The sequence below is a fragment of the Treponema medium genome, assembly GCF_017161265.1.
GTDB lineage: Bacteria > Spirochaetota > Spirochaetia > Treponematales > Treponemataceae > Treponema > Treponema medium.
The window spans coordinates 1,749,864-1,776,279 of record NZ_CP031393.1 but is presented as its reverse complement, the minus strand read 5'-3'; the positions used below and the strand labels follow the sequence as shown (position 1 = coordinate 1,776,279).

Genomic DNA, 26,416 nt, shown 5'->3' with positions numbered 1-26,416 from the left:
TGATGTTACCCTACTTAATCCAAATGAATTCCCTTGGTTTCTAAATTCTTGAGACACTCACGATAATAGCAGTCATCATGTTCAGTATATATAGGTTTGTGTACTTCAATGACCGCTAAATTGTTATATGCCGGACATCTCCTGCCGCGATAGACTTTGTCCAACCACTCAGGACTAACCCTGTAGCCACGCCGATTCCTCTCTGCCATAATGAGTTGGTGATAACAATAAAGGAGATAGGGTGAATAACGAAAAACATAATTGACAGTTGCATGCTGCCTGCCCCAGCCGTTTCAGCTCAAGGCACAACACTTTCTATGTTGTCCCAACAGCTGTTGACGCGGAAGTTTGCTAATCATATCTTGATGCCACAGTCTCATATAACTCTCTCAATATATAACTTAGAGCAAGGCGTTTATGTGCTGCCCAAAGTTTTTGATACTCTTGTAATCGATTGGATTCTCTCATAACGTGCAGCAAACTGTCAATCGTTAGATAATAACGTACACTTGTAATGATGCTGCGCAGTGTATACGCCGTATATTTTCAAAAGTCGCTAAATTGCCAGAGAGGAAAAATCCTGCTATACTTACCCCATGAGCTTTCCAAGAAAATTGCCGATCGGCGTACAGAGTTTTAAAGATTTACGGGAAAAAGGTTTTCTCTATGTGGATAAAACAGAATACCTTTTTCGCCTAGTAAATAGCAGTAAGGTCTATTTCCTCAGCCGTCCACGGCGGTTTGGCAAGAGTTTGTTTCTTTCGACTTTGGCGGCGTACTTCCTCGGACAAAAAGAGCTGTTCAAAGGTCTCTATCTTGAAAAGGCTGAAGAAGAACAAGCAGTATCGGAAAACAGAGCCGCATGGCAGGAATATCCGGTACTATATCTTGATTTTAATACAAAAAATTATACGGATGAGCAGGCGCTTGTAGATATTTTAAACCTCCATCTGGACGAATGGGAAGCCCATTATTCTATACCAAAAACAGCCGCAGCGCCGGAAGATCGGTTTAGATTGCTTACTGCAGCTCTTTTTAAGCAGACCGGTAAGCAAGTAGTCATTCTTGTTGACGAATACGATAAACCGCTCCTGCAAACGATGGTCGTAAATGAAGCCTTGAACGAGCAATACCGAAACGAACTCAAAGCTTTTTACTCCGTCATTAAAACCTGCGATGAATATATCCGCTTTGCCTTTTTAACCGGTGTTACCAAATTCAGCAAGATCAGCATTTTCAGCGATTTGAATAATCTCCGGGATATATCACTGGAAAAACACTATGCGGGCATTTGCGGAATGTCTCAAAAAGAACTGGAAACAAATTTTCAACCTGAAATACAAGTGCTTGCCGATAGTCAAGACTTAACCTATCAGGAAACATTGACCGCCTTACAGCAATGGTATGATGGATACTGTTTTGCACCTGCAGGGGAAGGCATGTATAATCCCTTTAGCTTATTAAATGCGTTTGCAAAGGAAAGATTTGGAAGTTACTGGTTTGAAACGGGAACCCCGACGTTTTTAGTCAATTACCTCAAAGAAGCCCACTACTTTATCCCTGACTTGGATGGACAGGTTGTACTCACTGAATCGGAGTTGCAAACATACCGAGCCATTGCACAAGAGCCGTTCCCCATTTTGTTCCAGTCGGGCTATTTAACCATTAAAGAATACATTAAAGAAGCACGGCTCTATCGATTGGGCTTTCCCAATGATGAAGTCCGGTACGGTTTCTTGGAGAATCTGCTGCCAGCTTATGCTGCGGTACCGTTTGGTGAGACGGGAAAATCAGTATGGCAGTTTGTGGAAGATGTCCGCAAGGGGAATGTAAACGGCTTTATGGAACGGATGCAGTCGCTTATTGCCGGTATCTCGTATGACAACTTTAGCAGTAAAGAGCTGAAATTGCGGGAGCAAAACTACCAGACAGCGGTATACCTTATTTTTAAACTGATGGGGCAGTTTGTACAAACGGAAGTACATTGTTCGACAGGACGCAGTGACTGTGTAGTATGCACTGCGGATACAGTATATCTATTTGAGTTTAAGCTAAGCGGTAACGGCAGTGCGGAAGATGCACTTGCACAAATACAAAAGCAAAACTACGCTGCAAAATATAAGATGGATGGGAAGAAGATTGTGCTCATCGGTGCAGGATTTGAGGAAGCAACGCGGACGATTAAGGATTGGAAAGTAGAACAGCTATGATAGATAAATCCTGCACCGATCCGCCATGGAGGGCGGGGGTTCTACGCAGTAATGAGTTTCAGTATTAGCTAAAACCCTGTTAAAGATGTACAAGGATGTACATCTTTAACAGGGTTTTAGCGAAGAAACAAGGACGATTAAGGATTGGAACACCGAAATGCTTGAAAAATAAATTACATCAATGCGCCGCTCTCCTACAGAAGTCTGAATGACAGTTGCAGAAGAATAGGGCATCTCTAAAAAGTCGGTTAGATTTGCTTCGCATCCTTCGGAATAGAGATGCCTGACGAGTTTTAATTTAAGTCTTTATAATAATAATGACTTTCTGAACCGCCACGGATGGCGGTAGTTCTATACAGTAGCGATGTTTAGGCTTTGCCGAAACTCGCCGATGAAAAATGTACACGGAAGTACATTTTTCATCACAACATCGCAAATAAATCTAAGGGAAAACCGGTGAGCAAAGCTCACCTCTAAAAACGGAAGTTTTTAGAGGTTCCCTGATGCGTTTATCAGGAGAGGAAAATGACACACAAGGAACTTGGTATGTGTGGAGAGGAGATATTACAACGCTTAAAGTCGATGCGATTGTAAACGCAGCAAACAGCGGTATGACCGGATGTTGGCAGCCCTGCCATGCATGCATCGACAACTGTATTCACACCTTTGCGGGGGTGCAGCTGCGCGCCGTGTGTGCCGGAATCATGCAAAAACAAGGACGCGAAGAGCCGACCGGAACCGCAAAGATTACGCCTGCGTTCAATTTACCGTGCAAGTATGTGCTGCATACCGTGGGGCCGATTATCAGCGGTCGACTTACCGACCGCGACTGCACGCTGCTTGCAAACTGCTACACGGCCTGCCTGAACCTCGCAGCGGAAAACGGCGTAGAATCTATTGCCTTTTGCTGTATTTCAACCGGAGTGTTCCGCTTTCCTGCTCAAAAAGCAGCGGAGCTTGCCGTCGCAACGGTTGAAGACTGGAAAGCAAAAAACAACAGCGCAATGAAAATCGTGTTTAATGTATTCAGCGAAAAAGATGAAGCGATTTATAACAAATTGATGTCTTGAGACATCTCCTGCTACTATAAGTAGCGAAAATTTCTCGGATTGTACAGTAAAAATGCTACATCAGCTATACATGAATTTTATCTGCAAAATTCTGCTTATTCATCAGAACAGTATTACGCATACTGTTTGTCGAATACTGTTGTCCGTAATGCGTACAATAACGATTAGTTCCAGCCTTTACTTTTTCAGTCGATTATAGTATGATAGCTCGATTTTCATAAAGAACGGGAACTTCTATCATTATCATCGTTTTATAGAATACCCCCTTAATTCATAGGATACCGCTAAAAATCACCCTTTTATCGGTTCCCTTCATTTTATTCTCTAAGGATAGTGCATGACAACGCCTTCATATTCAGCAGAAAATATTACAGTTTTAAAGGGGCTGGACGCCGTCCGCAAGCGCCCCGGAATGTATATCGGCTCTACCGGTCCCGACGGGCTACATCATTTGGTATACGAAGTTGTCGATAACTGTATCGACGAAGCGATGGCAGGCTATTGCGATACCATCTTGGTCGTATTGGAAAAAAACGATACCGTTCGAGTGGAAGATAACGGACGCGGTATCCCTGTAGACATTCACCCCGACGAGGGCGTGAGTGCGCTGGAGTTGGTTTTGACACGGCTCCATGCAGGCGGTAAATTCGACAAGGGTTCATATAAAGTGTCCGGTGGTTTGCACGGTGTCGGTGTTTCTGTTGTCAATGCGCTTTCCACCGGTATGGAAGCAATCGTTTGCAGGGACGGCTTTGAGTATGTGCAGAAATTTGCCGCCGGCGAGCCGCTCGGTCCGGTTACCAAACGGGGAGAAACGCAAAAGCGCGGCACTACCATCCGCTGGACTGCCGACCCGACTATTTTTACCGAAACGACCACTTATAACTTTGACGTACTGGCAGTCCGGTTACGCGAACTCGCCTTTTTGAACAACACCATTAGCATCATACTGCGCGACGAGCGGCTTTCCACCCCAAAAGAAGTTACTTTTGCCTTTGACGGCGGGCTTTCTCACTTTGTACGTTACCTGAACGAAAATAAACAAGTGCTGCCCAAGGAAGCGATCTATTTTGAAGGCGAAAAAAACGACGTCATTGTTGAACTTGCAATGCAGTACAACGACGGCTATAAAGAAAACATCCTTTCCTTTGTCAACGATATTAACACACGTGAGGGCGGTACCCACCTCGAAGGTTTTAAAACGGCGCTTACCCGCGTGATGAACGAATTCTTGAAAAAAAACGCCAAGCTTTCTAAAAAGATGGAAAAAGAAGAAAAGCTGATGGGAGAAGACGTACGCGCCGGTTTAACGGCGGTACTGTCGGTCAAAGTTCCCGAACCTCAGTTTGAAGGACAAACAAAGACTAAGCTCGGCAACAGCGAGGTACGCAGCATCGTTGACACCTTTATCAACGAAAAACTCACCCTCTTTTTTGAACAAAATCCGACTGTAATCGATAAAATCCTCGAAAAAGCAGTCGGTGAAGCAACGGCTCGTATCGCAGCGCGCAAGGCGAAAGAAGCGACCCGCCGGAAAAGCGGTCTTGACAGCTTCGGGCTGCCGGGAAAACTCGCAGACTGTTCTTCCAAAGACCCTGAAAAATGCGAGGTCTACATTGTAGAAGGTGATTCTGCAGGCGGTTCCGCAAAGAAGGGGCGCGATAGCAAAACGCAGGCAATTTTACCGCTGTGGGGAAAGATGCTGAACGTCGAAAAGACCCGGCTTGATAAGGTACTCAGCAATGAGAAACTCCAGCCGATTATTGCAACGCTCGGTACCGGCATCGGTGAAGACTTTAACCTTGATAAAATCCGCTACCACAAGATTATCATTATGGCGGATGCCGACGTGGACGGTTCCCATATCCGCACGCTCTTACTCACCTTCTTTTTCCGCTATATGCCGGAACTGATTGAGCACGGCTATGTGTATCTCGCAATGCCGCCGCTCTATAAAATTTCCTACAATAAGAAAGAATGGTATGTATACGATGATAGCGAACGGGACAGCATTTTGAATGAAATCGGACGCAACGTCAGCCCCGCGGTACAGCGGTACAAGGGTTTGGGTGAAATGGACGGCACGCAGCTCTGGGAGACCACGATGGATCCCGCCCGCCGTAAGATGATGCGGGTAACCTTGCCCGATGCGGTAGAGGCAGATCGGATTTTCAGCACGCTGATGGGCGAAGAAGTAGAACCGCGCCGCAAGTTTATCGAAGAAAATGCGGTGTACGCAAATCTCGATGTGTAATGGAGCATAAAACGTGGAAGAGATAAAAACGCCGGAAGGCGGGGTGTTAATCCCCATTCCGATTGAAACTGAAGTAAAACGTGCATATATAGACTATTCGATGTCGGTTATTGTGAGCCGTGCTCTGCCTGATGTGCGGGATGGCTTGAAGCCGGTACACCGCAGAATCCTCTATTCAATGGAAGAGAAGAGTTTGCGCTATTCGGGGCCGACGCGCAAATGCGCTAAGATTGTCGGTGATGTGCTGGGAAGCTACCATCCGCACGGCGATGCCTCCGTCTATGATGCGCTTGTTCGCTTGGGGCAGGATTTTTCCCTTCGGTACCCGGTAATCCATCCGCAAGGAAACTTCGGTACCATCGGAGGCGACCCGCCTGCAGCCTACCGTTATACGGAAGCAAAGATGGCGCGGCTTGCGGAGTCGATGGTAGAGGATATCAAAAAAGACACCGTTGATTTTATTCCGAACTTTGACGATTCTACGCAGGAGCCGACCGTTCTGCCGGGCAAATTTCCGTTCCTATTGGCGAATGGTTCAAGCGGTATCGCCGTCGGTATGGCAACCAATATGCCGCCGCACAACCTACGCGAAATTGCTCAAGCGGTGTCCGCCTATATCGACAATCCTGACATTACCATTGATGAGCTTGCCAAGTACATCAAAGGGCCGGATTTTCCGACCGGCGGTATTATCTTTGGTAAAAAGGGCATCCGGCAGGCGTTTAAAACCGGGCGCGGGAAGATTTTAGTCCGCGGCAGGTTCAATATTGAAGTTGACAAAAAAGGCAAGGAAACAATTATCTTTACCGAAGTGCCCTATCAAGTAAACACCACGGCGCTCGTTGCGAAGATCGGCGAACTTGCCCGTGAAAAAGTGATAGAAGGGATTGCGGCAGTCAACGATGAAACCTCAGACCGCGCCGGCTTACGGCTGGTTATCGAGTTGAAGCGGGGAGCAATCGCAAAGGTGGTGCTGAACCAGCTCTTTTCCAAGACAGCGCTGCAGTCATCATTCGGCGTTATCAACCTTGCGTTGGTGGATGGGCGTCCGCAAACGCTGACGCTCAAGCAGCTGGTCGGCTACTTTGTTGCACACCGGCAGGAGGTTGTTACCCGCCGCGTCCGCTTCGACCTGAAAAAAGCTGAAGAGCGTGCCCATATTTTACGCGCTCTTATCGTCGCCATCGACAACATCGATGAGGTGATTAAGATTATCCGCGGCTCCCGTGATACGGCAAGCGCCAAGAATGCGCTGATGGAGCGGTTCTCGTTTGACGACATACAGGCGCAGGCAATCGTTGATATGCAGCTCAAGCGCCTCACCAGCCTCGAAATTGAAGACCTCCGCAAGGAATTGCAGGAGCTTGAACTGCTGATTGAACACCTGAAAGACCTCTTGGCGCATCCTGAAAAGATACTTGCGCTGATTAAGCAGGAAACCGATGAGCTTGCAGAGAAATTCGGCGACGACCGCCGTACCGATATTGTCAGCGATGAGGTAGAAGAGATTAACATCGAAGACCTCATCAAAAAAGAGCAGATGGTAGTGCTGGTTTCCAACCTCGGCTACATCAAGCGGGTTCCCGTAACTGCTTACAAGCGGCAGAACCGCGGCGGCAAGGGTTCCAACTCGGCAGCGCTGGTAGAAGACGACTTTATCGACCAGATTTTCACTGCTTCTACACACGACTACATTATGTTTATCACCAATGAGGGGAAGGCGTACTGGGTTAAGGTACACGAAATCCCCGAAGCAAGCCGTACAAGCCGCGGTTCCCATATCAAGTCGCTGCTCGCCGTATCTTCCGACGAGGAAATTACCACGATTGTATCCTTAAAAGAGTTTAGTAGCGACACGTACCTGTTGATGGCGACTGCGGGCGGTATTGTGAAGAAGGTGCAGACCGATAGCTTCCAGAATGCCAAAACGCGCGGCATTATCGCCATTAAGCTGGATGAAGGGGACAAGCTCGTAAGCGCGATCCTTACCACCGGTAAAGATGAGCTGATGCTGGTAACCCGACACGGACAGGCGCTCCGCGTTTCCGAAACCGAAATACGCGACCAAGGACGCGCTTCGCATGGTGTTATTGGTATTCGGCTGTCCGGCGGGGATGAGCTGACCGGCGCGCTTCGGATTAACGGCGGAAAGCTCCTCGTGATGAGCGAGAACGGCTACGGCAAGCGGGTGGACTTTTCCGAGTTTTCTCCGCATGGGCGCGGTACCGGCGGGCAAAAGGTGTACACCATTACCGAAAAAACCGGAGAGGTGGTCGGATTGCTTGCCGTCGCTGACGATGACGAAATTGTCTGCATCACCGGACAGGGAAAGACCATCCGCGTGCAGGTTTCTTCTATTAATGTGATGGGACGCGCCGCGCAGGGTGTTAAAATCCTCGATATCGAAAGCCCCGACCAGCTCATTGGGTTGGATGTGGTTGCACGCGAGGACGAAGAAGACATTGCGCCGCCCGCTTCGGAAACAACCTTCAACGGGGAGCTTGACCTCGACGGCGGGGATGCGGAGTAGACAGAGCTTAGACGTAGTACAAACCACCCGTAAAACAGGTGATTTGTACTGAGTCTATAAAAACAGGGACTTAAGCCAAGACTTAAGTTCTACGCTTCCACTAACGTTCAAGCCTGTTGCAGTTTGGACACGCCGCTCCCCCTTGAAGGAGCTTTTGTATTACGTGCGCCTTGATAATAGCCCTTGACCTAACGTAATCTTGCGCATACACTCTTATAGAAATGAAAGCTTTTTAAATTCTCCGCGGCGATATGCAACAGCCGTGTCCGCACTTCGCGGGTTTGCCATGCGATATGCGGCGTTATAAAGCAGTTGGGACAGCTATACAGCGGATGGTTTGCAGAGGGCGGTTCAACGCTTAGAACATCGGCTGCATAGCCGCCGATGGCGCCTTTTTTCAACGCTGTGGCAACCGCCTCATCATCGATAAGCTGCCCCCGTCCGGTATTGATAATAAACACACCCGCTTTACTTTTGAAAGCGCGGCAGCATCCATCATTTTTTCGCTTGTACTGTTCAGCGGCGCATTCAAGCTGATAACATCGGATTTGGCAAGCAAGGTTTCAATGTCAACCTGCTTCGCCGCAGCGAGCTGCGGTATCGTTTTGGGCGAACGGTTGACATAAAGCACCCGCATCCCCATCACAAGCGCAATTTCCGCAACCTTTTGCCCGATGTGTCCAAACCCGATAATACCAAGCGTTTTCCCCGTCAGCTTAAAAATTTATCATTGCCCGTTCCAATCTATACTCGGTATTCTTAAAATATATTGTTAATTATTGAAGAAAAACGCTTTTTCTTCAATCTTACTTATGAGAGGGTTGTCTCTAAAAAAATTTACAATCTCAGATGTAAACCTTGACTTATCTTTTTGATTTATATATAGTGATGCCTCTAAAATTAAAATCGTAAACGGTAAACATTATGAAATACTGTAAAAAATGTATGATAGCAGCAATGTTCTGCTGCGGTGTAAGTCTGTACGCGCAAGAAACCAAAAAAGCGCCGGTTATCGTCATTACCGGAAACAAAATTGAACAGGTAGCCGAAGAATCGGTCGAAAAAGTAACGGTTGTTTCCGAAGAAAAAATAGCCGAAATGGGTGCAAAAAATGCAGCGGAAGTGCTGCAAAATATTCCCGGTGTTACCATAACGGAACATCCGATGGAAGGGGTATCCATGCAGGGTTTCAGCGGAGCCTACGTCAAAGTGCTGATCGACGGTGTGGCTGTCGGCGGAGATGTCGGCGGCGCCTCCCCCATCGCACTTATTCCGGCTTCGGACATCGATCATATCGAAATCGTAAAAGGCGCTTCGTCCGCACTCTACGGTTCTGATGCGATGGGCGGCGTTATCAATATCATCACAAAAAAGAATCGGACAAATTGGTCGGTTACTACTAAACAAGAAATAGATATCCACAAACACTATTACGGTATGGCGGGCTTCTCCTTCAAACATAAGGCGTTCGGTTTACAGGGAATAGGATCATTCGACAATATGCCCGGCATGATAACCCGCAATGCCGATCCGCTCGGACGGCAAATAGATACCTTTATTTTCCCGAAAACACGCATGGGATTCGGGAGACTTACAGCCGACATTTATACCACGTACGGACCGGTAAAGCTGTACGGAGTATATACAAATCATAACCGTTACATGAATCAGTCGGAAGATATTGCAAACCGATTTATCAGCGAAAAGGGAGAAGCCGGTATAAAAAGCTCGCTGACATTCGGAGAAACGGCACAGGTCAATATTTTTTCAAGCTACAAATACTTCAAACATATCTTTGATGAAATATATACGGCATCGGGAAGTCCAAACCGACGGAATTCAGTATTCCATGAACTTGAAAACGAGATTAACGCTAACTTTGATTTTTCCATCGCACATTCATTACTCGCAGGTATAAACGCAAAATGGGCGATGATGCAAGGCAGAGAGTTTCCGAAGCCCAAACATTCAGTGTTGTTAGGGCTGTTCACCCAATACACATGGAATATGCAGGGAGAAGACGTACTGCGGCTTATTAGCGGATTACGTTTTGATATTGCCCCACCTTTACAAAAAGGAGAAGGCACATTAGCCCAGTTTACCCCTAAATTCACCTTGCGATACGACCCGCTGGATTCCCTCACGATTCGCTTTTCTTATGGAATGGGCTTTAAAGTTCCGACCTTGCAGCAAAAATATTGGCTGTTTTTCCATTCCGCACCGGCGAACTTTGTGTTATTAGGCAATCCGGCGCTCAAACCGGAATACTCTCACGGTTTTAATGCATCCATCGAATATAAACCGGTGAAAGGCCTGACATTCGGTATAAGCGGTTACTTTAACTATGTAAATAACCTGATATTCGCAGTTGAAACCGATAAACGGACAGGCACATTTCCCGATGCGAACGGCGTTCTCCATAGGGTTACCGGTATCCGCCAATATCAGAATATCGACCGTGTAATGACAACCGGCGGCGATTTTTCCGTACAATATCAATGGAAATGGATAGAGACCACGCTGACATACACCATTGCCGGTATGTACAATTACGATCTCCAAAATAAGCGGTATTACCACGGCGCCTATTATGTACCTCATCAGATTAAACTCAACATCACCGGTATTATTCCGGTTTGGTTAACACGAATAACGCTGGGTATTAACTGGGATGCGCCGCAAAACATCCGTCGAGGATATGATATCAGAGCCGCCGATAAACTGAAATTGACGGACGAAAATTACATTGCAAGCCCGGACAAGCTGCTGCTCAATCTGCATATCAGCCAAAAGTTCTGGAACGATCGAATTGAAGTGTATGCCGGCATAAAAAACCTACTGAACAATATCAGCTTTATGAGAGGTACCGACGGACGTACAATGAAAGACTTCTACGGTTTGCAAGAAGGAATTGTAGGGTATTTCGGCGTCGGTATTAAATACGATGCGACTCCCGTTAAAAAAGAGCAAAAACCGCAGGAACCTGCACAGGATGCAGTATTTCCGACAATGCCGACCGAGAGGAACATACCGATGCCGACTGAAGGAACAATGATACCTGGAGTACAGCAATAAACAGCTCATTTTACACCTATTTTAATTTGAGAGGGATAATCATGAAACGATATAACGCAATAATACCGGCAGCGCTGCTGTTGTTCGGTTTAATAAACGGATGCACGCCGATACTGGTAAAAACGCAGAACACTATAAAGAAAGATTCCTATACCTTTACCTCGACACCGCTTCCCGTCGAACCGAAAACACCGTTTCCGACGGCAAATGTCGATTACGATAATCACGATAATCACAACCGGATGATTTTTTTCGATTTTAATACCGGCATACAGAAAACAGTAGACAGCGATGCATGGGATATCGCCATTGTTGTAGGAGATACACCCGATAACATCCCAACCGGTTCAACGGCTTCGGCACCCAAAGCAATATATGCGGTAACAAATTCCGGGGATTACGGTGAACATGCCCGTTTGCTTCCCTTTAAAGCAGGCAAAACATCTGCCGATTATGCGGGGCAGCTCTTGAATAAAATTCAGCAGGCATCGTTTAAGTACGGAGAGCAGGAACTTTCTCCCTTCCAAAACGACCCCGATACGGATGCACCGGTTGCAAACCCGTTTTATGAGGCATTAACAAACGACAAGCATTATTTGCTGAAAACCGGTAAAACCGACGATACGGCAAAAGTATATGAAATTTGGTTTGACGCAATAACACCGGCAGTCGGGGCAGCCTTTACGTTGCACGTCAAACCTGCAACCCTTTCGGCGGCGGCCCCGGGTGCAGCACAACCGAAAACCATAGCAGGATTCGGCGCCGAGTATACGCTAACCGGAAACATAAACGGCGATTACAGCTTTAACTACATTAAGCTTGGTACCGATTCGGCAAAAATACTTGATACGGAACATGACAATATTCCGAAAAAAAACGAATGGCAGCTCCTCTTTGTACGTACCAATGTATATGCCAAAGAGATGGGACAGATGCTCAATAATGACGGCATCGTCAGCACGTCATCCATTCTTACCAACTCGCCTGCCGGAGTAGAAACGGCGGCGCTATACGGATGGGATTTTCCCGAAGTAACGGCAGTTCCGAAACAGGTGCATTTTATAAGACAGGTCGATGGAGTCGGCAAGGGATTTGCCAATTCTCTAAACGATGATCCCGAAAAACGGAGAAAAGCGTGGTACTACGGGTTAAACATGCCGCCGACCTTTTATTTATCGCGCATAACCTACGTTTTTAAATGGGAAGTACCTTCCAATATGCATTATGTTAAATTCCGTCCGGGAACCTTCTACGGACCGAACGGTGAAAAATTTTATGTAACATTCCGTTATGCTTATACAACGGCCCCATAACGAGACCGCTGCAAGAAACCATCACATCTTCTCAGATACATATATATGGAGAAATTATGAAAAAATTGCATCATTATCCTTTTTTTAAGTGCGCGGCAACATTATGCTGTATCGGCGTACTTATCAGCTTGTTTACGGCTTGCCCAAACGGACAAACACCCAAAAAAGGTGTCGCCGTTACCGTCAACGTATTGGATTCGGTAAGCGGGGTTCCCATTACGGAATCGAGCGTACTGACGGTATATACGGTGGGCACAAGCCGTTCACTGTACGATCAAGTAAGGATTGTCAACGGCAGCGCACTGCTCTATCTCCCTAAAAACCAACGCTATGATTTTAACTTGAGCGGAACGGAAAATGGGCGTGCAGCTTCGGTTATTGAAAACTACTGGATTAGAACTGCCGATATGCAGACCGTTACGATGATTCAACGCATGATTCAAAAGGGAGCGCAAGCTGAGGCACCGTCAATTCAATCCGTTACATTAAACGGCCAACCTTTCGAAGACGGTAGTGTTTGGTCAAGTGCGGTCGGTCAAACAATGAAGCTTGAAATCGTATTTACATCTCGCTCACGCGCTATCCAAGCGATTCCGGATAACGGCAACTTCGGATGTGCGGTCGGGATTGGGACATCTCCTTCTTCTCACAATAACATCGCTACGGTTTCGCCTGTCTGTAAACGCGATATCGACGGGAGCTGGAAGTGCACGGCAAACTTCTCTTTCGATAAAATTTCTTTTCCGAATGAATTCAACAATTTTGTTATTACTGCCTACGATGTTGCCGGGAACCGTGTAGAACGGCATATCAATTCCATTGAATTTCAGGAACGCCGCCCGGGCTTAAAAACCATAGAAGGGGCTTCGATTAGAGGCTTTAGAGTTGAAATGCATCGCTATCCTCATTCGTTAAAGTTGTTCAATAATCCGGGACAATCAGGAACACGCCCGTTCGGTGTTACGGCCCACAATGGAGAGAGTACTACCTCCGAAGTACTGCTGTGGTTCCAAATCAAAGATCTCGCATCGCAGGATTTACCAATCCGCGGCTTTTACATATACCGGCGTATACAGGGGCAAGCCGAATGGACGCTTGTAGGCCGTCAACAATATGCAGCTGATTATACCGGAGAACAGGACTATCGGTATCCCTCATATATAGGTTTTCACCTCGGCTATGATACCGATCCCTCGCTTGAAGAAGGTGTAACGTATGAATATAAAGTCAGACCCTTTATCGACGGCAGTCATTATCTTGATTCACCTACCGCAACGGCACGCCTTTTACCGGCATCTACCATAGAGTTGATAAATCCTGCGGACAACGGTGTGGTAAAAAAATCGGAACTGGACAATCTCAGTTTCTCCTTTAAGATAACCAACCCCGCTCTCTGGGATAACCGACTGGCGGATGCTTTTTCATTTGGCTTGCTTATTACCGAAAAAGCATCGACTGAAAATGTTGTGTTTGCAGGAAAAGTAAGCGTAGCCCTAAAAGCGACAGCCGGAAATAGGTTAAAATTGCAATATGCCGTTTCGGGAAATCCGAAAGAATACTCCTTTAAAGAATTACAGGAACGGGGATTCATTTCCGGAAGCGCTGTGGAAGACGATTTTATTTCGTACCGCAACGGCATTGTAACGATTCATCCCCGCTACCTTAAAACGGCAGCATTCAATCATCCCCTGTTCAAAGATGCAAAGTTTACAACCGGCTGTACGTATGGCTGGGATATTCTCGATTGGGGCGAAGATGCCAAAAATATTTCGGATAATGAACCGGCAGCATTCACAGCAGTGTGGCTGAGTAAAGATGCGGATGGGAATGAAATTCCTTACCCCACTGAACCGCTCAGTTCCAGCGAAAGTTTTGTCAGCCATCTTCGGTATCCGGGAAGTTTGAACGGACAATGTTATTTTAAAGTAATAGAAGAATAAAGAGTGATGAGGTTTATAATGAAACACCAAAGATACCGTTTTGATATATTGTTTTTTTCAGCAGCAGTATTTGTCATATTGACTGCGGGATGTTCGATGGGCTTTGTCGGTACGGCACCCGAATCCGACAGAATCGGCGGTGCACAAAGCGGCACCATGAATGCCAATACCGCGTTTAATTCTGAATGGATTATCAACCAGCAGGAACGACATAACGCGGATGAGCGGGTTCATGAAGGATATTCGATTGTTAAAACCACGGCCTCGTTTAATCAGGACGGTTTTACCGCCTTAAACGGCAGCGTTGTCGGCGTCCAAGATTTACACGACGGATACTTATACTTTTTAATAAAAACCGAATCCGACGCTGCGCAGTTCCGTACCGCAGTGCGCGCCATGGATGGCGTACTCTATGCGCAACCCGACTATCACTACGATGCTCCCGCACTCGTCGCAGATGATACAGCGCGTCCTCCGTACCGGAATCTCGGCACAACCGGCAGAGGATATTTCGGCACACAGGACGGCAATCTTACGGAAGACCCAAAAGCGGATCTTGCTGACTGGGGTCTCACCGTAACCGGCGCCCTCGAAGCATTTAAACGCTATGATGCACACGATGCGGTTCATCCGGTACTTGCAGCCATTATCGACACCGGTGTAAACAGCTTACACGAAGATTTCTATGATAAGACAAATCACTCTATCATCCTTTATGCAAAATCTTCGTTACACAGGGGAAGTTCTGTACAATACTCGCCCCCCCAGCCGGTACCGCTCCACGAAAACTGGGATAATCACGGTCACGGTACCCATTGTTCGGGAACAATTGCAGCTGTCGGAAATAATGGCAAAGGAATTTGCGGCGTTGCCCATGCGCACACCAAACTTATCACATACCGCGGCCTGGATGCATCGGGTGGCGATAGCTATGCAACATATTCATGCCTCAGCGACCTGGCCCAAATCATCACCGAACTTCGCAAAGAGCCCGGTGCACGCGATTCCGCCGTTTTTGCCGGATTGCCGTCAAACGTTATCTCTTATCCTAAACTGACACAAAAAACAGTTCCCGTTAATCTATCACTCGGCGGCTATGCCGTACACCCCTACGAGGTGGAGATGATGAATAAAGCGTTGGCCGCCGGTATCTTACCGGTTATTGCAATGGGCAATGACGGGAAAACGCTCGCCGCATATCCCGCAGCGCTGCAGGGAATTTTAGCCGTAGGAGCAACCGCAATGGATGACACGCGGGCAGCTTTCAGTAACGGAGGAACATGGATGAGCGTGTGCGCTCCCGGTGAAAGTATTTACAGCTGCGGGAACGGCGGCTCAAACTGGTCCAATTATCATTCATCCGATGTAAAAACAAGCTATCGGTGGATGAGCGGAACGTCGATGGCAACACCGTTCGTAACGGGGGTAATCACCTATCTTTTATCGATTAATCCCGACCTTAGCCCGTACCAAATTAAGGCGCTGCTTGAAAATACCGCCGATAAAATAGATCGACGTTCACCCTATGGGCAATACGATTCACGCGGCTTTTCTAAATGGTACGGCTATGGACGGGTAAATGTCTTAAATGCAGCAAATGCCCTCAAAACAGGCGCCATCCCCGCTGAAGGAAGCGTATACAGCGAAAAGGCAGTAAAAATAACCGTAAAAAAAGCAGGCATATCCCAAACAAAAAAGCAAGTATGGCTATATGAAAAAGAGAGTGGTATTTGTGCGGCGGTCGGACTTACCGATGAGCATAACGGCGCCGTTAGTTTTTACGGCTTACGGACAGGGTTTGCGTATGAAATCGGTATCAACGATGCCGGCACATACAAAACCTACCCTGTTACCGCTACAAACGATACCGATATCGAATATATTTTTCCATTGTAAAAAATAGTGAGCCTCTAAAACTTCACTGTCGCCGACAGGACGCAAGCGGTTCCAACAGCTTTGAGATTTGCAAACAGCAAATCTCAAAGCTAAACAAAGAGATAGATAGTATCCGCACGAATAAAAGTAAAAAGTTACTGATGACGATTCAGAATGTTGCAAGAAGAAAACTTCGAATAATTGAAGCTGCAAAAGTTGTAGAAGATTTAAGGATCCCTCGGAGAAATTCTTAAAGAAGATTTTTTAGATGCGATGAATATTTCTGCACGTCGCATGGCAAAAGAAATCAATGTTCCTGAAACAAGAATCTCCGAAATAATTCACGGAAAGCGTTCAATTACTGCGGATACCGCTATCAGATTTTCAAAATTCTTTGGAACGACGGCAGAATTCTGGTTCAATCTTCAGAATCTGTATGATTTAGAAGAAGAAAACAATAATCACTCTCTAGAATTTGAAACAATAAAAATGTACGCATATACATAAATTATCTAACATCCGCTTAACCTGCCATTGTCGCATCATCAAAAGTGTACTTCAGTATGGAAGCTGCTGCCTGCACTTCGCCGAAAAAGAAAAACCCCAGCCGATGGAAGTCATCAGCTGGGGTTTCCCCGCTTTTACACAGGGTTGGTTGGAAGAGATAACAACTGATTAGTTAAATTCCCGCGCTATGATAGGCAGTATATCTCTGTCGTTAAAACCTACTACCTTTATGTTATTACCGTTAAAGAAGGTATCATCTCCAAAATCATCTTTCCCCTTATATATGCAATTCTGCTTATCAAAGTCCGCAGGAATACCGGTACCCTTTATTTTCTTTATAGAATCCTTAAATCCTTGTTTGTTACTGAAAATCGATTCTACTTCATCTTTTTTAAGGTAGCGATGGTTAGAATCCGGTTGATTTCGATATGTATTACTGATTGATGTACCTAACTCAACATCACCATAACCAGTATTATCAAAATACCGTACACCGATATATTTTGTATCTTCTACTTTAATAATTACATAATAATTTTCCCACTGGGTTGGAGCCGAAAATGCACTTGCTTTATATTTCTTACCATCCTTATCGACAATATCACCGAAGGCGTAGGTTTCGCTCGGCGGTGTCGGCGTTTTGACGGTAACAGTAAAGGTAGCGCTCTTTTTCTTGTAGGTAACGGTTATCGTTTTGATACCTTCCGCCGAAGAGTCAAAGCCGCTTATTGAGTACTCGTCTTTAGTAATCAACCTTTGGGGAGCTTCCGTATATTTTACATAAACACTCAGACCGGCCGCATCAAACTTTTCACCGACTGCATACTCTTTTTTACTCGGCCCATCTTTAATTTCCAACTCTTTTACGATCTTCCATGTTGCTTCATATCCCGCATTTTCTTCGGGGAATTTTTGAGGCAAAAGAGGTGTCCATGCATCAAAATCGGCATCATCTTTTTCCGGTTTGCCGACCTCAGCTTCTTGTATTTTCTCACCGTATTTTCCAGTTAAGATTTTTGTTGGCTCAGAGCCGATCTTACCGCCTTTCGCATCGAATGTAAGCGTAACAGTTTTTCTGACGTAATAAATCTTTACAACAGTTGAACCGTCCGCCTCTATCGTCTCCTGCGTAACCGTAGGGGTTTCATAGCCCTTGTACTTCGCATCCGTTCTTGCATTTGCCGCTGTCAGCTCACCGATTTTACCGGTTTTGTTTGTATCCTCATCTTGAAGAGCATAGTTGTCTGGTGTATGTGTATCTGCCGGGCGCACTTTTCCGGTGCCGGAATCGACTTTCTGTGTCCAGTGTTCAACTTTGTAGGTCGCCTGTTTCGGAGGCGGATCTTGCCAGATTGCTTTATGCACTGTGTCTTCCGTAAATGAGGTCGGCACCGGCGGCTCCCATTTTACGAACTCCTTTCCCTCTTTTGTCGGTTTAGCGGGGGGGAGCAGACCCGCTTCATACCTGCCGGAAATATCTGAAATGGAATTTCCGCCGTCCGTGTTAAACTTTGCGGTAAAGATATTTCTGTCATAATAAATATCTACAATGGTTAAACCGTCAGCCTTTATTTTTTGCTGAACAATCTTTCCATCCACGTGACGTACCTTGCTGAGGTGGAAATTCTGATAGGTTTTTGCTTGCGCTTGTGTGTCTTCATCCACGATGCCGGAAAGCGATTCTTCTACCTTATCTGTATAGGTATCGCCTATGATCGGCTGTTTCCAATGTCTGACGGTATAGTTTGCCGATTCCAAAGAATTCCACTGTGCGGTGTAGGTAACGTCCTCTTCAGGGAATGTTGCGGGCGGATCAACTCTTACTTCTGTGCGGGATTTCCAGCTGCTGAATTTCATACCGGCTTTTTCCGGTTTGGTGATAGTCTCTGTTACCGTTTCACCGTATTTACCCTGTACCTTTTTATTATCAGCGCTTGATCCGAACTTTCCACCGTTCGGATCAAAGGTAAGCGTAATCGTCTTCCGTGCATAATAAATATTGACCACGGTGGAACCGTCGGCTTTTATGTTCTCTTGCTTTATCTTTCCGGCAGGATGCTTTGCCGTATCCAACTCAAAACCTTTCTTTTCCTGTGCAACAGCCTTTGTTCCACTGCCAACCAAACCTTTCAGTCCAGTCTGAGGTGCGGTATCGTAACCGGTTCCGTCAACCTTTTCCCAATTATGGTTGACCGTATAGGTTTTCTCGATTGCACCGCCTGTACCACTACCGGGTCGCACATTCTGGTTACAAGAAAAAAAGAGCGACATTGCGAGTAATGCGCTTCCCGCTAAAAGGCATGTACGCCAAACATTTCTGCGCAGTCCTATCCGCTGCAGACTTCTTAGACATTTAGTCATCTCTAACCATCCTAAACATACATTTCGCTTGTTAAAAGCAATATGTAAATAAAAGCTAACAACTTATAACGCAAAATCGGCTGTTTTATAGCCGACTTTGCGTTATATTTTTACTTAACCGATTATTGAGCCTGCTTTAAGGTAAGCTCGCAAGAATTTTGTACTCCTGCTTGTACAAGAAGTTTTTCTACTCCATAATACAAGAGTACATCTCTACCGAGTATCTTCTCGTGTATGTATACCTCTACCCTGCATTCATGTCCGACCGGTATACCGCATAGCGGTATATTTGTCGGAAAACTCATGCCACGAACAGGAAGTTCATTGCTCGCAAATACCACATCCTCGCCTTTTCCATACAATGCTTGATCGAGCGCGACAATACTCATCGATGCATTTGCCGGTATGGTAAAACTCGATTTGATTGTTGCAATAACCGTAGCGGTAGGGGTTGAATTTCCGGTTATAGTAACCGGTACACGCGTCAGAGCAGCAGCAGTACCTTGAATAGTAAAAGCACCTGCCTTTATATCACGAAGACCGTTAGGAAGATCACTCAATGCAGCTTTAGGTAAGACGGCTTTAAACGTAGTAGAGCCGGTTATCACGGCCTTTACCCACTTACCGCCTTTCTCTTGTTGAATAGGCAATCCGGAAGAACCTACCCATATTTCAGAAACGACATCTGAAGGATTAGTAAATGAACCGGTTACGGTTAAACCTTCCGAGGGCAAAGCACTCAAATCGATTATTTGATCCTTTACAATGTTGTCAATTGTTATCGTTGTGACAGGGGTCGTTTTAATTGTAATGGTATACTCTTTTCTATCGCCGTTTTGTGCCACAACCGGGATTGTTACTTTATCGAACGGCGGATAAAAAGCGTTCGTATATTCTCCCTGCCAACCGTCGATAGAGGCTTTTTTACTTTCCGGTGTCGCCGTTACTCTGATTTCTGTAATACCGTGCGACAAAGTGAGCGTATAATCCGTCTTCGCAGGTGAAAATGCTTCGTTTAACGGAATTGCATAAAATTTATAACCGTTTCCGTAATACTGAACTTTAAGATCGGTAAGCGAATTTTTCGCTTCGGCGTTCGTATCTACTTTTTTTATCCACAACGTATAGACATTCGGAGAGTATTCGTCAACTACCAATACATCTGACAGAAGGATTATCTGCACGCGGACATACCCCGGTGACGTCGGCATCTCCTTTGTTAAATCGACCGTTGCCGAACCATTAAATACCTTTTCGGTATCTTTGTTAATTTTAATTTTCATCTTGGTTGTCAGAGGGAATTCCGGTACTGCAGTTATCGTTGTACTGGCAAGATTTTTTGACACCGTTGCATCAAGGTTTTTGGTTCCAAACACTCCGGATTTTTTATACTCGTTAAACGGAGCCGTATAAAAGTCACTTAAGCCGGTGCCCGTAAATGTTTTCAGTACAAAACTGCCTTCAGGCCGGATTGCTTTGATGGTATATTGCTTCGTGCTCACCGCATCCGCAGCGGTAACGGTAATAACAAAGAGGTTCTCCCCACCCTTGAGCGGCGTAAATTTCGTGTTTTCGCCGGACTTTAGGATAAGAGGAGCACTGTCGTTTGCAGTAACCGTCATAACAGCGTTTGCATCATCGGGTGTTGCCTGAATATAAAACTGGTCGCAGCTCGCATTCATTTTACACGTATAGGTATATGTTGCTTTAGCAAAGGTTGCGGGAGCTTCTATCCAAGGTTTACTAATTCCGGACAATCCGCTTTCCAGTACCAATGTTTTAAGCGCAGCATTTGAAGAAGCGCCTGTACCGGCTTTTTTTACAGTTATAGTATATTCATAAGCATTGGTAGGGCTCTCCGTTTGCTTTGTTTTTATCTTTATTATATTACTGCCTTCCTGCAACGCCTGTACTTCTCCGCCATCAACCGTTGCGGTAATACCGGTATCTACTGTAGGTACAACCTTTATTTTGCTGACGCTTGCCGGAACCCCAATCGTATATGCGGAATTATATGCCTGAAAGAGAGGGGAAAGTGCAAAACTTTGACTTTCATCGTCTGCGTTTGTTACGGTAAGCCCTTTCAGTACGGGAACTTGTGGTGTAAGGGAAGGATCGCTATAAGTAATAGTTACCGTCGTCTTTTCTTCTACACCGTTATGAATAACCGCCACCGTCAGCTTTTTTACTTTTTCACCCGATCCGAAATTCACTTCCTTCTTATTTGTTTTAACACCATCAATAGTTACGGGACCGGCGGATTCGGATGTTTCAACCTCGACTTTAGCTTTGGTTGTTCCAACGTTGGCAAGATAACCGGAAGTAGCCGAAAAAGTTACCGGTACGGATTTATTGGCATCATCGGTAACGATAACCTTTTTTATTGCACCCGCATTATACCGAATCTTTACCGTATGGGTTCGAGTCTTACCGTTATAGGCAATAACGATCGTGCTCGTTTTGCTATCCTCATTGGCGGCGAATGTGAAATCTTTTGTTCTTGTTTTGGCACCGTCTATCGAGACTTCCGCACCAAAAGGTTGAGCGTTTACCGTCAATCTGGCCTTATCGGTCTTTACCGTTGTGCTATGCACAGTATCATTTTGGATAAGCTCACATGGATTACCGTCACCATCCGTTACGGTAAACCGTGCAGTTATGATGGTTTCCGTATCGTTGCCGGAAGTTCCGACATTTGTCTTACAACCGGCTATAATAATACTGAGAAAAAGAAAAATTGTACAAAAATATTTTTGTAAATGTTTCATATACACTCCTTGCTCCGTCCCGTTATCCGGAACAAAACAATATAAAAGTTTGATTCCGCCGTACGGCGAAACTATCGTCAAAAACCGTCAAAAGTCGGTTATTGCTTTAGCCCGTTTTTCATCGAAGAAGACATTGTCTTATGTTGATCGGCCGGCATAGTTGGAAAGCGTTCATGCATTGCCGCTGTATCATACACGACACTGAAACTGATATACACCGTACCGCCTTTTTTATAGATAAAGCCATTAATAGAAGTGTTTGAACGAACTTCCCATTCCTCAGTATCATTTTTAGCATAAAACATCATTATTCCTTTTTTACCCGTAAACGAAAACGACTTTCCGTCAGCCGCAGGCGTAAGAATAAGCCCCGTATCGGGCAAGTTCTTATCTTTTTCAAATTTGTAACCGATATCCACCGGCATACCTTCGTATACCATCTTGGGAGATCTAAAGAACAAATTGCCCGAAACTTTTTTATTAATTGTAATATTTTCGAGATACGGTCCGTATTGTTTTCCGTCCATTGTTACCAAAGTAGAACCTTGGTAGTTACCAAGAACATCAGCTTCTGAAATAAGCTCCCGTTCCGCTGCAGGCGGCAGCTTTCCTTCATCGGGTACAAACAGATCAGCACCATTCAGATTGGTTCCATTCGGATTGTTTCCCGTTCCACATGCCGAAAGGCACACCACAAGCGCCAAAAGACCGGCCAAAGCAAGAACTGCTCCTGTACCTGCCTTACTTTGAAAGCGCCCAAAAAACCGGAATTTTTGTTTCATAATTCCACTCCTTCATTTTTAAAAGACAAGCGTTACGCTTGATAATTTCGTTAAATATAAGCGGCGTAACATTTTACGCGGCTTACAAGTAAGTATTAGGTAACTTTTTATGCAAGTGTATTCCATAATACTTAAAAGTCCACTCCCCTATCCTTCCAGCCGGTACTCTAACGTAACCGTCAGCTCAATTTGTTCCGGCGCGGAATCTCCCAAAGGAAAGGGAGCCGCAGCACGGACACTTGCCAACGCGGCCTCATTTAAAAATTTATACGGGCACGGGCTGATAATATCCGCCTTAACAAGCTGCCCCGACCCTAACACGAGAACGCTCAATGTAACGCTCCCTTCCTGATTATGTTTCCGGGCAGCTTTAGGGTATATCTTTTTTGCCGCTATCCGCTGCAAGATAATAGTCTTGGCATCCGTGACAGAACTACCATTCCCACCGGCTATACCGGCAGAAGTTTCGTCCTCTTGTGCCCCCTGTATTTCCGCACCCGAATCGACAACAGCCGAGTCGGGCGTCACAACCTGTTCAGACTGGTCAGCTTGGATATTTTGCGGCTCCGGTATTGTTTCGGATACCGGAGTTTCTTTCCGTTTCACCGTCTTTTGCACACGCTGTTTTTGAGATACGGGTGCTGCGGGAGCAGGCAGCGGAGGACTTTGCATCACAAATTGGGTTTGTCCCGGTGCCGGTACGTCAAACGAAATATGCAAAAATACTGCGGCTATGATAACAAAATGCAAGACAGCGGCTGCCATAAAAACCGCAACGGAGACGATACCGTTAGTTTTGCGGATAATCATGTTTTACCGCCGCATTCCGTATGCCGCTCTTATTCAGCACATCCATTACCGCAACAAATTGTTTAAAAGTTAAGTCTTTATCGCAAGATAAAAACGCTGCGGCATTAGGATTTTCAGCCGTCCGCCTTTTTAAAAACACTTCCAATTCAGCCAGATCATAACGCTGCATCCCGATATACACATCGCCGTCTTTATTCACAATAATTTCAATATTTTTTTCGCGTACCGGCGCACCCGATTCAGCTTCCGGCAGTGCAACTTTCATTACCGGTTTTTCAAAAGTAGAACCGATCATAAAAAAGATAAGCAGAATAAAGACGACATCTATTAATGATGTAATATTAATTTCAGCCTTTCGCCGCTCCGGTTTAAACCGTTTCATTGCAGTGCTCCGTATCTCCGGCCGGCACATCGGAAGATTGCTGCGCCGTATGAAGTCCGTTCAATACGGAGATCAGTTGTTCCATATCGCGGACTCTCCGCATACTTACCCAATCAAATAATTCATACACAGCAAATGAAAAGATTGCAGTTACCAGTCCGGTTGCAGTCGTAATCATCGCTTCCCAAATACCGCCTGATAAAACCGTAATATCTACGCTGCCTCCTAAAGCGGCAATCTTCTGAAACGCTGCCATCAAACCGGTAACGGTTCCCAACAATCCGAGCAGCGGCGCAACGGCAGCGATACGGGAAAGCAAAATAAACCCGCGCTCTTGTACAGCTATAATGCCCTGTACGGTTCGTTCAAAAGCTTCTGCAAGCGCTCCGGATTGGGTGGAACGATATTCAAAAAAGACCTGCCCCACACTTTCAATACATGAGTTATGCAATCCTTTCTTTTGAAATGCAGCTTGAGTAATTACCTGCTTATGCAAAAAAGCCGCTTCGCATTCTTTTAATATGCTATAAAAAAGTTTACGCTTATATTGTGTGCTTATATAATAGACCAGCCGCTCAGCTGCTGTTGCGAGTACAACAAGATATAACAGCAAAATCACATAATTTACGGCTTTGCCCTTCTGCATTAAATCGATAAAATAGTATAGTCCGTCCATAATTGCCCCATCCCGAATGTAACCTAGGGATTACTTATTTAACGGACGCAATACTACTGAAAAACATTCATAGTGTCAATAATTTTTTCTGGAATTTTTCCCAACAGAAGGGCAGACACATCAGAACAGCCACAGACGATAGCGGTTCCATGCAGTAAACAAAGAGACTATGAGTTTTAGAATAGACTTTCCGTAAGCTTTTTGAAAATAATGTTACTGGATACAAGGCGCTATTTTCAAAAGGACTTTGATACCCTGTCTGACTGATAGCAAGCCCTTGACCTAACGTAATCTAGCGCATACACTCTATTAGATGAACAAGAAAACGGTTGCTGCCTATTGTGCCGCTTTTGTGTACGAAATAATAAAAGTTTTTTATATCGCTGTCTTTTCTGTCGGCTATCCCCAAGGGATGACTTTCTTTAAGTATAGCGCACTTGCGGCGCTCTGTATGCCGGTACTTTTGTGGCTGATGCTCGCGTTAAATGAAAAAGACTTTCACTGGGCGCTTTATGCGGCTGCATTGTTCAAATTAACCGCTGTTTGCGCGGAATTCCTCTATATTTTTCAACAGGGATTTGCTATAATAGGGATTGTCTTTAACTCGGCACAGAGCAGCGGCAGTCTCAATTTTTCAAAGGAAGTACTTTTTTTCTTCCCAGCTGATACGGTGCTGTTGTTTTATTCATTTATAAAAGGGAGTGTGTATTATGCAAATAATACCGATTGCTAGCGGAAAGGGAGGGGTCGGAAAAAGTCTTCTTTCCGCGAATCTTGCAATTGCACTCGGACAAGCAGGAAAAAACGTTCTGGTTGCCGATCTGGATTTAGGCGCATCAAATCTTCACTTAGTCCTTGGACAGCAATCGAATGCGCACGGAATCGGTACTTTTCTGTCGGGAAATTCGTCATTTGAAAATATTATTGTAAATACGGGGTATCCGAATGTTCGTTTTGTTCCGGGCGACTCCGAAATTCCCGGCTTCGCAGCCTTAAAAGCCTCCGATAAAAACAGCCTAATCAAAAATATGCTTAAAATGGATGCAGACTACCTGATTCTTGATCTCGGTGCAGGAACGCACCTCGGTATTCTGGATTTCTTTTTACTTTCCCCTCAGGGCATTGTCGTTACTGCGCCGTCGGTTACCGCAATACTGAACGCATATCTTTTCCTAAAAAATGTCGTATTCCGTATGCTCTACGGAGCCTTTAAGCGAAACAGCCCCGGTTTTAAATACCTTGAGAAGCTCAAGTCGGATTCCGCATCTATGCAGCGAATGTATATTCCCCGCATCATCACCGAGCTGGAAAAAGTCGATCCTAAAAACACCGAACTTTTTTTATCCAATCTGCGGAAATTTAAGCCCCGGCTTATTATGAATATGCTCGATGACCCGAAAGATGCCGACAAAGCCTTAAAGATCCGCCGTTCATGTCAGGAATACCTCAATATCAATCTTGAACACCTCGGCGTTATTTACCGAGATACAATACAGGATACGGCGCTTGCATCGCGTTTACCCGTCATCCTATACAAACCACATGCGATGATTTCTCAGGCAATCTACCGCATTGCCGACAAAATTCTACAGTCCGAAACCGAAACCTTTCAAAATGCGGCAGATTACGCCGAATATACCGATGAAACGTTTCAGTCTGCCGAATTAGAGGCTGAAACCGACTTCCGCTCAAAAATGGGTTATATCGAAGATCTTATCGGCAGTGATGCATTATCAATGAGTGATATTGCCGAAATGCTCAAGAGTCAGCAATATGAGATTTCCGTTTTAAAGAAAGAAAATGCTTTGTTAAAGCGGAAAATAAAAACAGCCCTTGAACAAGGGTATCGTATATAAGCGGTAT

General features: G+C 45.4%; 16 protein-coding genes and 3 pseudogenes. 11 read left to right on the top strand and 8 right to left on the bottom strand.

Annotated features, from left to right (window positions below; all coding sequences use genetic code 11):
* Positions 1–14: 14 nt before the first annotated feature.
* A pseudogene (locus DWB79_RS07800) lies at positions 15–359 on the bottom strand (TIGR02328 family protein).
* 237 nt (positions 360–596) lie between these two features.
* Between DWB79_RS07800 and DWB79_RS07795 the strand changes: the two are divergent.
* From DWB79_RS07795 to gyrA, 4 genes and pseudogenes are all read left to right on the top strand, one after another.
* Complete coding sequence (locus DWB79_RS07795; protein ID WP_016523491.1) at positions 597–2,210, top strand: ATP-binding protein; 1,614 nt, start codon at positions 597–599, stop codon at positions 2,208–2,210.
* Between the two features lie 536 nt (positions 2,211–2,746).
* A pseudogene (locus DWB79_RS07790) lies at positions 2,747–3,280 on the top strand (protein-ADP-ribose hydrolase); the annotation flags it as partial.
* Between the two features lie 337 nt (positions 3,281–3,617).
* Positions 3,618–5,534 (top strand): DNA topoisomerase (ATP-hydrolyzing) subunit B, encoded by a 1,917-nt coding sequence (gene gyrB, locus DWB79_RS07785; protein WP_016523489.1) that lies wholly within the window; start codon positions 3,618–3,620, stop codon positions 5,532–5,534.
* A 13-nt stretch (positions 5,535–5,547) separates the two neighbouring features.
* The gene (gene gyrA, locus DWB79_RS07780) at positions 5,548–8,064 is read left to right on the top strand and encodes a DNA topoisomerase (ATP-hydrolyzing) subunit A (protein WP_016523488.1); all 2,517 of its coding nucleotides are present in this window, start codon (positions 5,548–5,550) and stop codon (positions 8,062–8,064) included.
* 188 nt (positions 8,065–8,252) lie between these two features.
* On the opposite strand, the pseudogene DWB79_RS07775 reads toward gyrA, so the two are convergent.
* Positions 8,253–8,740 (bottom strand): annotated as a pseudogene (locus DWB79_RS07775) (NAD(P)-dependent oxidoreductase).
* A 269-nt stretch (positions 8,741–9,009) separates the two neighbouring features.
* Here DWB79_RS07775 and DWB79_RS07770 point away from each other — a divergent pair.
* From DWB79_RS07770 to DWB79_RS07750, 5 genes are all read left to right on the top strand, one after another.
* A complete protein-coding gene (locus tag DWB79_RS07770) occupies positions 9,010–11,139 on the top strand; it encodes a TonB-dependent receptor plug domain-containing protein (RefSeq protein WP_016523487.1) in 2,130 nt (709 codons plus the stop codon).
* A gap of 41 nt (positions 11,140–11,180) precedes the next feature.
* Positions 11,181–12,452: a hypothetical protein gene (locus tag DWB79_RS07765; RefSeq protein ID WP_016523486.1), complete on the top strand. Its 1,272-nt coding sequence runs from the start codon at positions 11,181–11,183 to the stop codon at positions 12,450–12,452.
* A gap of 56 nt (positions 12,453–12,508) precedes the next feature.
* On the top strand, positions 12,509–14,392 hold the full coding sequence (gene prcA, locus DWB79_RS07760; protein WP_016523485.1) for a dentilisin complex subunit PrcA: 1,884 nt from the start codon (positions 12,509–12,511) through the stop codon (positions 14,390–14,392).
* 18 nt (positions 14,393–14,410) lie between these two features.
* On the top strand, positions 14,411–16,288 hold the full coding sequence (prtP, locus tag DWB79_RS07755; RefSeq protein WP_016523484.1) for a dentilisin complex serine proteinase subunit PrtP: 1,878 nt from the start codon (positions 14,411–14,413) through the stop codon (positions 16,286–16,288).
* Between the two features lie 225 nt (positions 16,289–16,513).
* Complete coding sequence (locus DWB79_RS07750; RefSeq protein ID WP_051125825.1) at positions 16,514–16,774, top strand: HigA family addiction module antitoxin; 261 nt, start codon at positions 16,514–16,516, stop codon at positions 16,772–16,774.
* A 168-nt stretch (positions 16,775–16,942) separates the two neighbouring features.
* On the opposite strand, the gene DWB79_RS07745 is transcribed toward DWB79_RS07750, so the two are convergent.
* The 6 genes from DWB79_RS07745 to DWB79_RS07720 form a co-directional block, all read right to left on the bottom strand.
* The gene (locus DWB79_RS07745; protein ID WP_016523482.1) at positions 16,943–19,135 is read right to left on the bottom strand and encodes a bacterial Ig-like domain-containing protein; all 2,193 of its coding nucleotides are present in this window, start codon (positions 19,133–19,135) and stop codon (positions 16,943–16,945) included.
* A gap of 122 nt (positions 19,136–19,257) precedes the next feature.
* On the bottom strand, positions 19,258–21,903 hold the full coding sequence (locus tag DWB79_RS07740) for a cadherin-like beta sandwich domain-containing protein (RefSeq protein ID WP_016523481.1): 2,646 nt from the start codon (positions 21,901–21,903) through the stop codon (positions 19,258–19,260).
* A gap of 98 nt (positions 21,904–22,001) precedes the next feature.
* Complete coding sequence (locus DWB79_RS07735) at positions 22,002–22,685, bottom strand: hypothetical protein (protein ID WP_016523480.1); 684 nt, start codon at positions 22,683–22,685, stop codon at positions 22,002–22,004.
* A 147-nt stretch (positions 22,686–22,832) separates the two neighbouring features.
* Entirely contained in the window at positions 22,833–23,495 is a 663-nt protein-coding gene (locus DWB79_RS07730) for a TonB family protein (protein ID WP_016523479.1), read from the bottom strand.
* Positions 23,476–23,877, bottom strand: coding sequence for an ExbD/TolR family protein (locus DWB79_RS07725; protein WP_016523478.1), 402 nt, complete (start codon positions 23,875–23,877; stop codon positions 23,476–23,478). Before DWB79_RS07725 ends, DWB79_RS07730 begins: the two co-directional genes overlap by 20 nt.
* Positions 23,864–24,553: a MotA/TolQ/ExbB proton channel family protein gene (locus DWB79_RS07720; protein ID WP_016523477.1), complete on the bottom strand. Its 690-nt coding sequence runs from the start codon at positions 24,551–24,553 to the stop codon at positions 23,864–23,866. The genes DWB79_RS07725 and DWB79_RS07720 overlap by 14 nt, the downstream gene beginning before the upstream one ends.
* A 313-nt stretch (positions 24,554–24,866) precedes the next feature.
* On the opposite strand from DWB79_RS07720, the gene DWB79_RS07715 reads away from it, so the two are divergent.
* Positions 24,867–25,286, top strand: coding sequence for a hypothetical protein (locus tag DWB79_RS07715; protein WP_016523476.1), 420 nt, complete (start codon positions 24,867–24,869; stop codon positions 25,284–25,286).
* Entirely contained in the window at positions 25,264–26,409 is a 1,146-nt protein-coding gene (locus DWB79_RS07710) for a nucleotide-binding protein (RefSeq protein ID WP_016523475.1), read from the top strand. The genes DWB79_RS07715 and DWB79_RS07710 overlap by 23 nt, the downstream gene beginning before the upstream one ends.
* The last annotated feature ends 7 nt before the right edge of the window (positions 26,410–26,416 follow it).

Coding starts and splice junctions, on each gene's coding strand:
- DWB79_RS07795 (WP_016523491.1), top strand. CDS start 597: ATGAGCTTTCCAAGAAAATTGCCGATCGGCGTACAGAGTTTTAAAGAT.
- DWB79_RS07715 (WP_016523476.1), top strand. CDS start 24,867: ATGAACAAGAAAACGGTTGCTGCCTATTGTGCCGCTTTTGTGTACGAA.
- DWB79_RS07740 (WP_016523481.1), bottom strand. CDS start 21,903: ATGAAACATTTACAAAAATATTTTTGTACAATTTTTCTTTTTCTCAGT.
- DWB79_RS07720 (WP_016523477.1), bottom strand. CDS start 24,553: ATGGACGGACTATACTATTTTATCGATTTAATGCAGAAGGGCAAAGCC.
- DWB79_RS07710 (WP_016523475.1), top strand. CDS start 25,264: ATGCAAATAATACCGATTGCTAGCGGAAAGGGAGGGGTCGGAAAAAGT.
- DWB79_RS07735 (WP_016523480.1), bottom strand. CDS start 22,685: ATGAAACAAAAATTCCGGTTTTTTGGGCGCTTTCAAAGTAAGGCAGGT.
- DWB79_RS07725 (WP_016523478.1), bottom strand. CDS start 23,877: ATGAAACGGTTTAAACCGGAGCGGCGAAAGGCTGAAATTAATATTACA.
- prcA (WP_016523485.1), top strand. CDS start 12,509: ATGAAAAAATTGCATCATTATCCTTTTTTTAAGTGCGCGGCAACATTA.
- gyrB (WP_016523489.1), top strand. CDS start 3,618: ATGACAACGCCTTCATATTCAGCAGAAAATATTACAGTTTTAAAGGGG.
- prtP (WP_016523484.1), top strand. CDS start 14,411: ATGAAACACCAAAGATACCGTTTTGATATATTGTTTTTTTCAGCAGCA.
- DWB79_RS07745 (WP_016523482.1), bottom strand. CDS start 19,135: ATGACTAAATGTCTAAGAAGTCTGCAGCGGATAGGACTGCGCAGAAAT.
- DWB79_RS07765 (WP_016523486.1), top strand. CDS start 11,181: ATGAAACGATATAACGCAATAATACCGGCAGCGCTGCTGTTGTTCGGT.
- DWB79_RS07770 (WP_016523487.1), top strand. CDS start 9,010: ATGATAGCAGCAATGTTCTGCTGCGGTGTAAGTCTGTACGCGCAAGAA.
- DWB79_RS07730 (WP_016523479.1), bottom strand. CDS start 23,495: ATGATTATCCGCAAAACTAACGGTATCGTCTCCGTTGCGGTTTTTATG.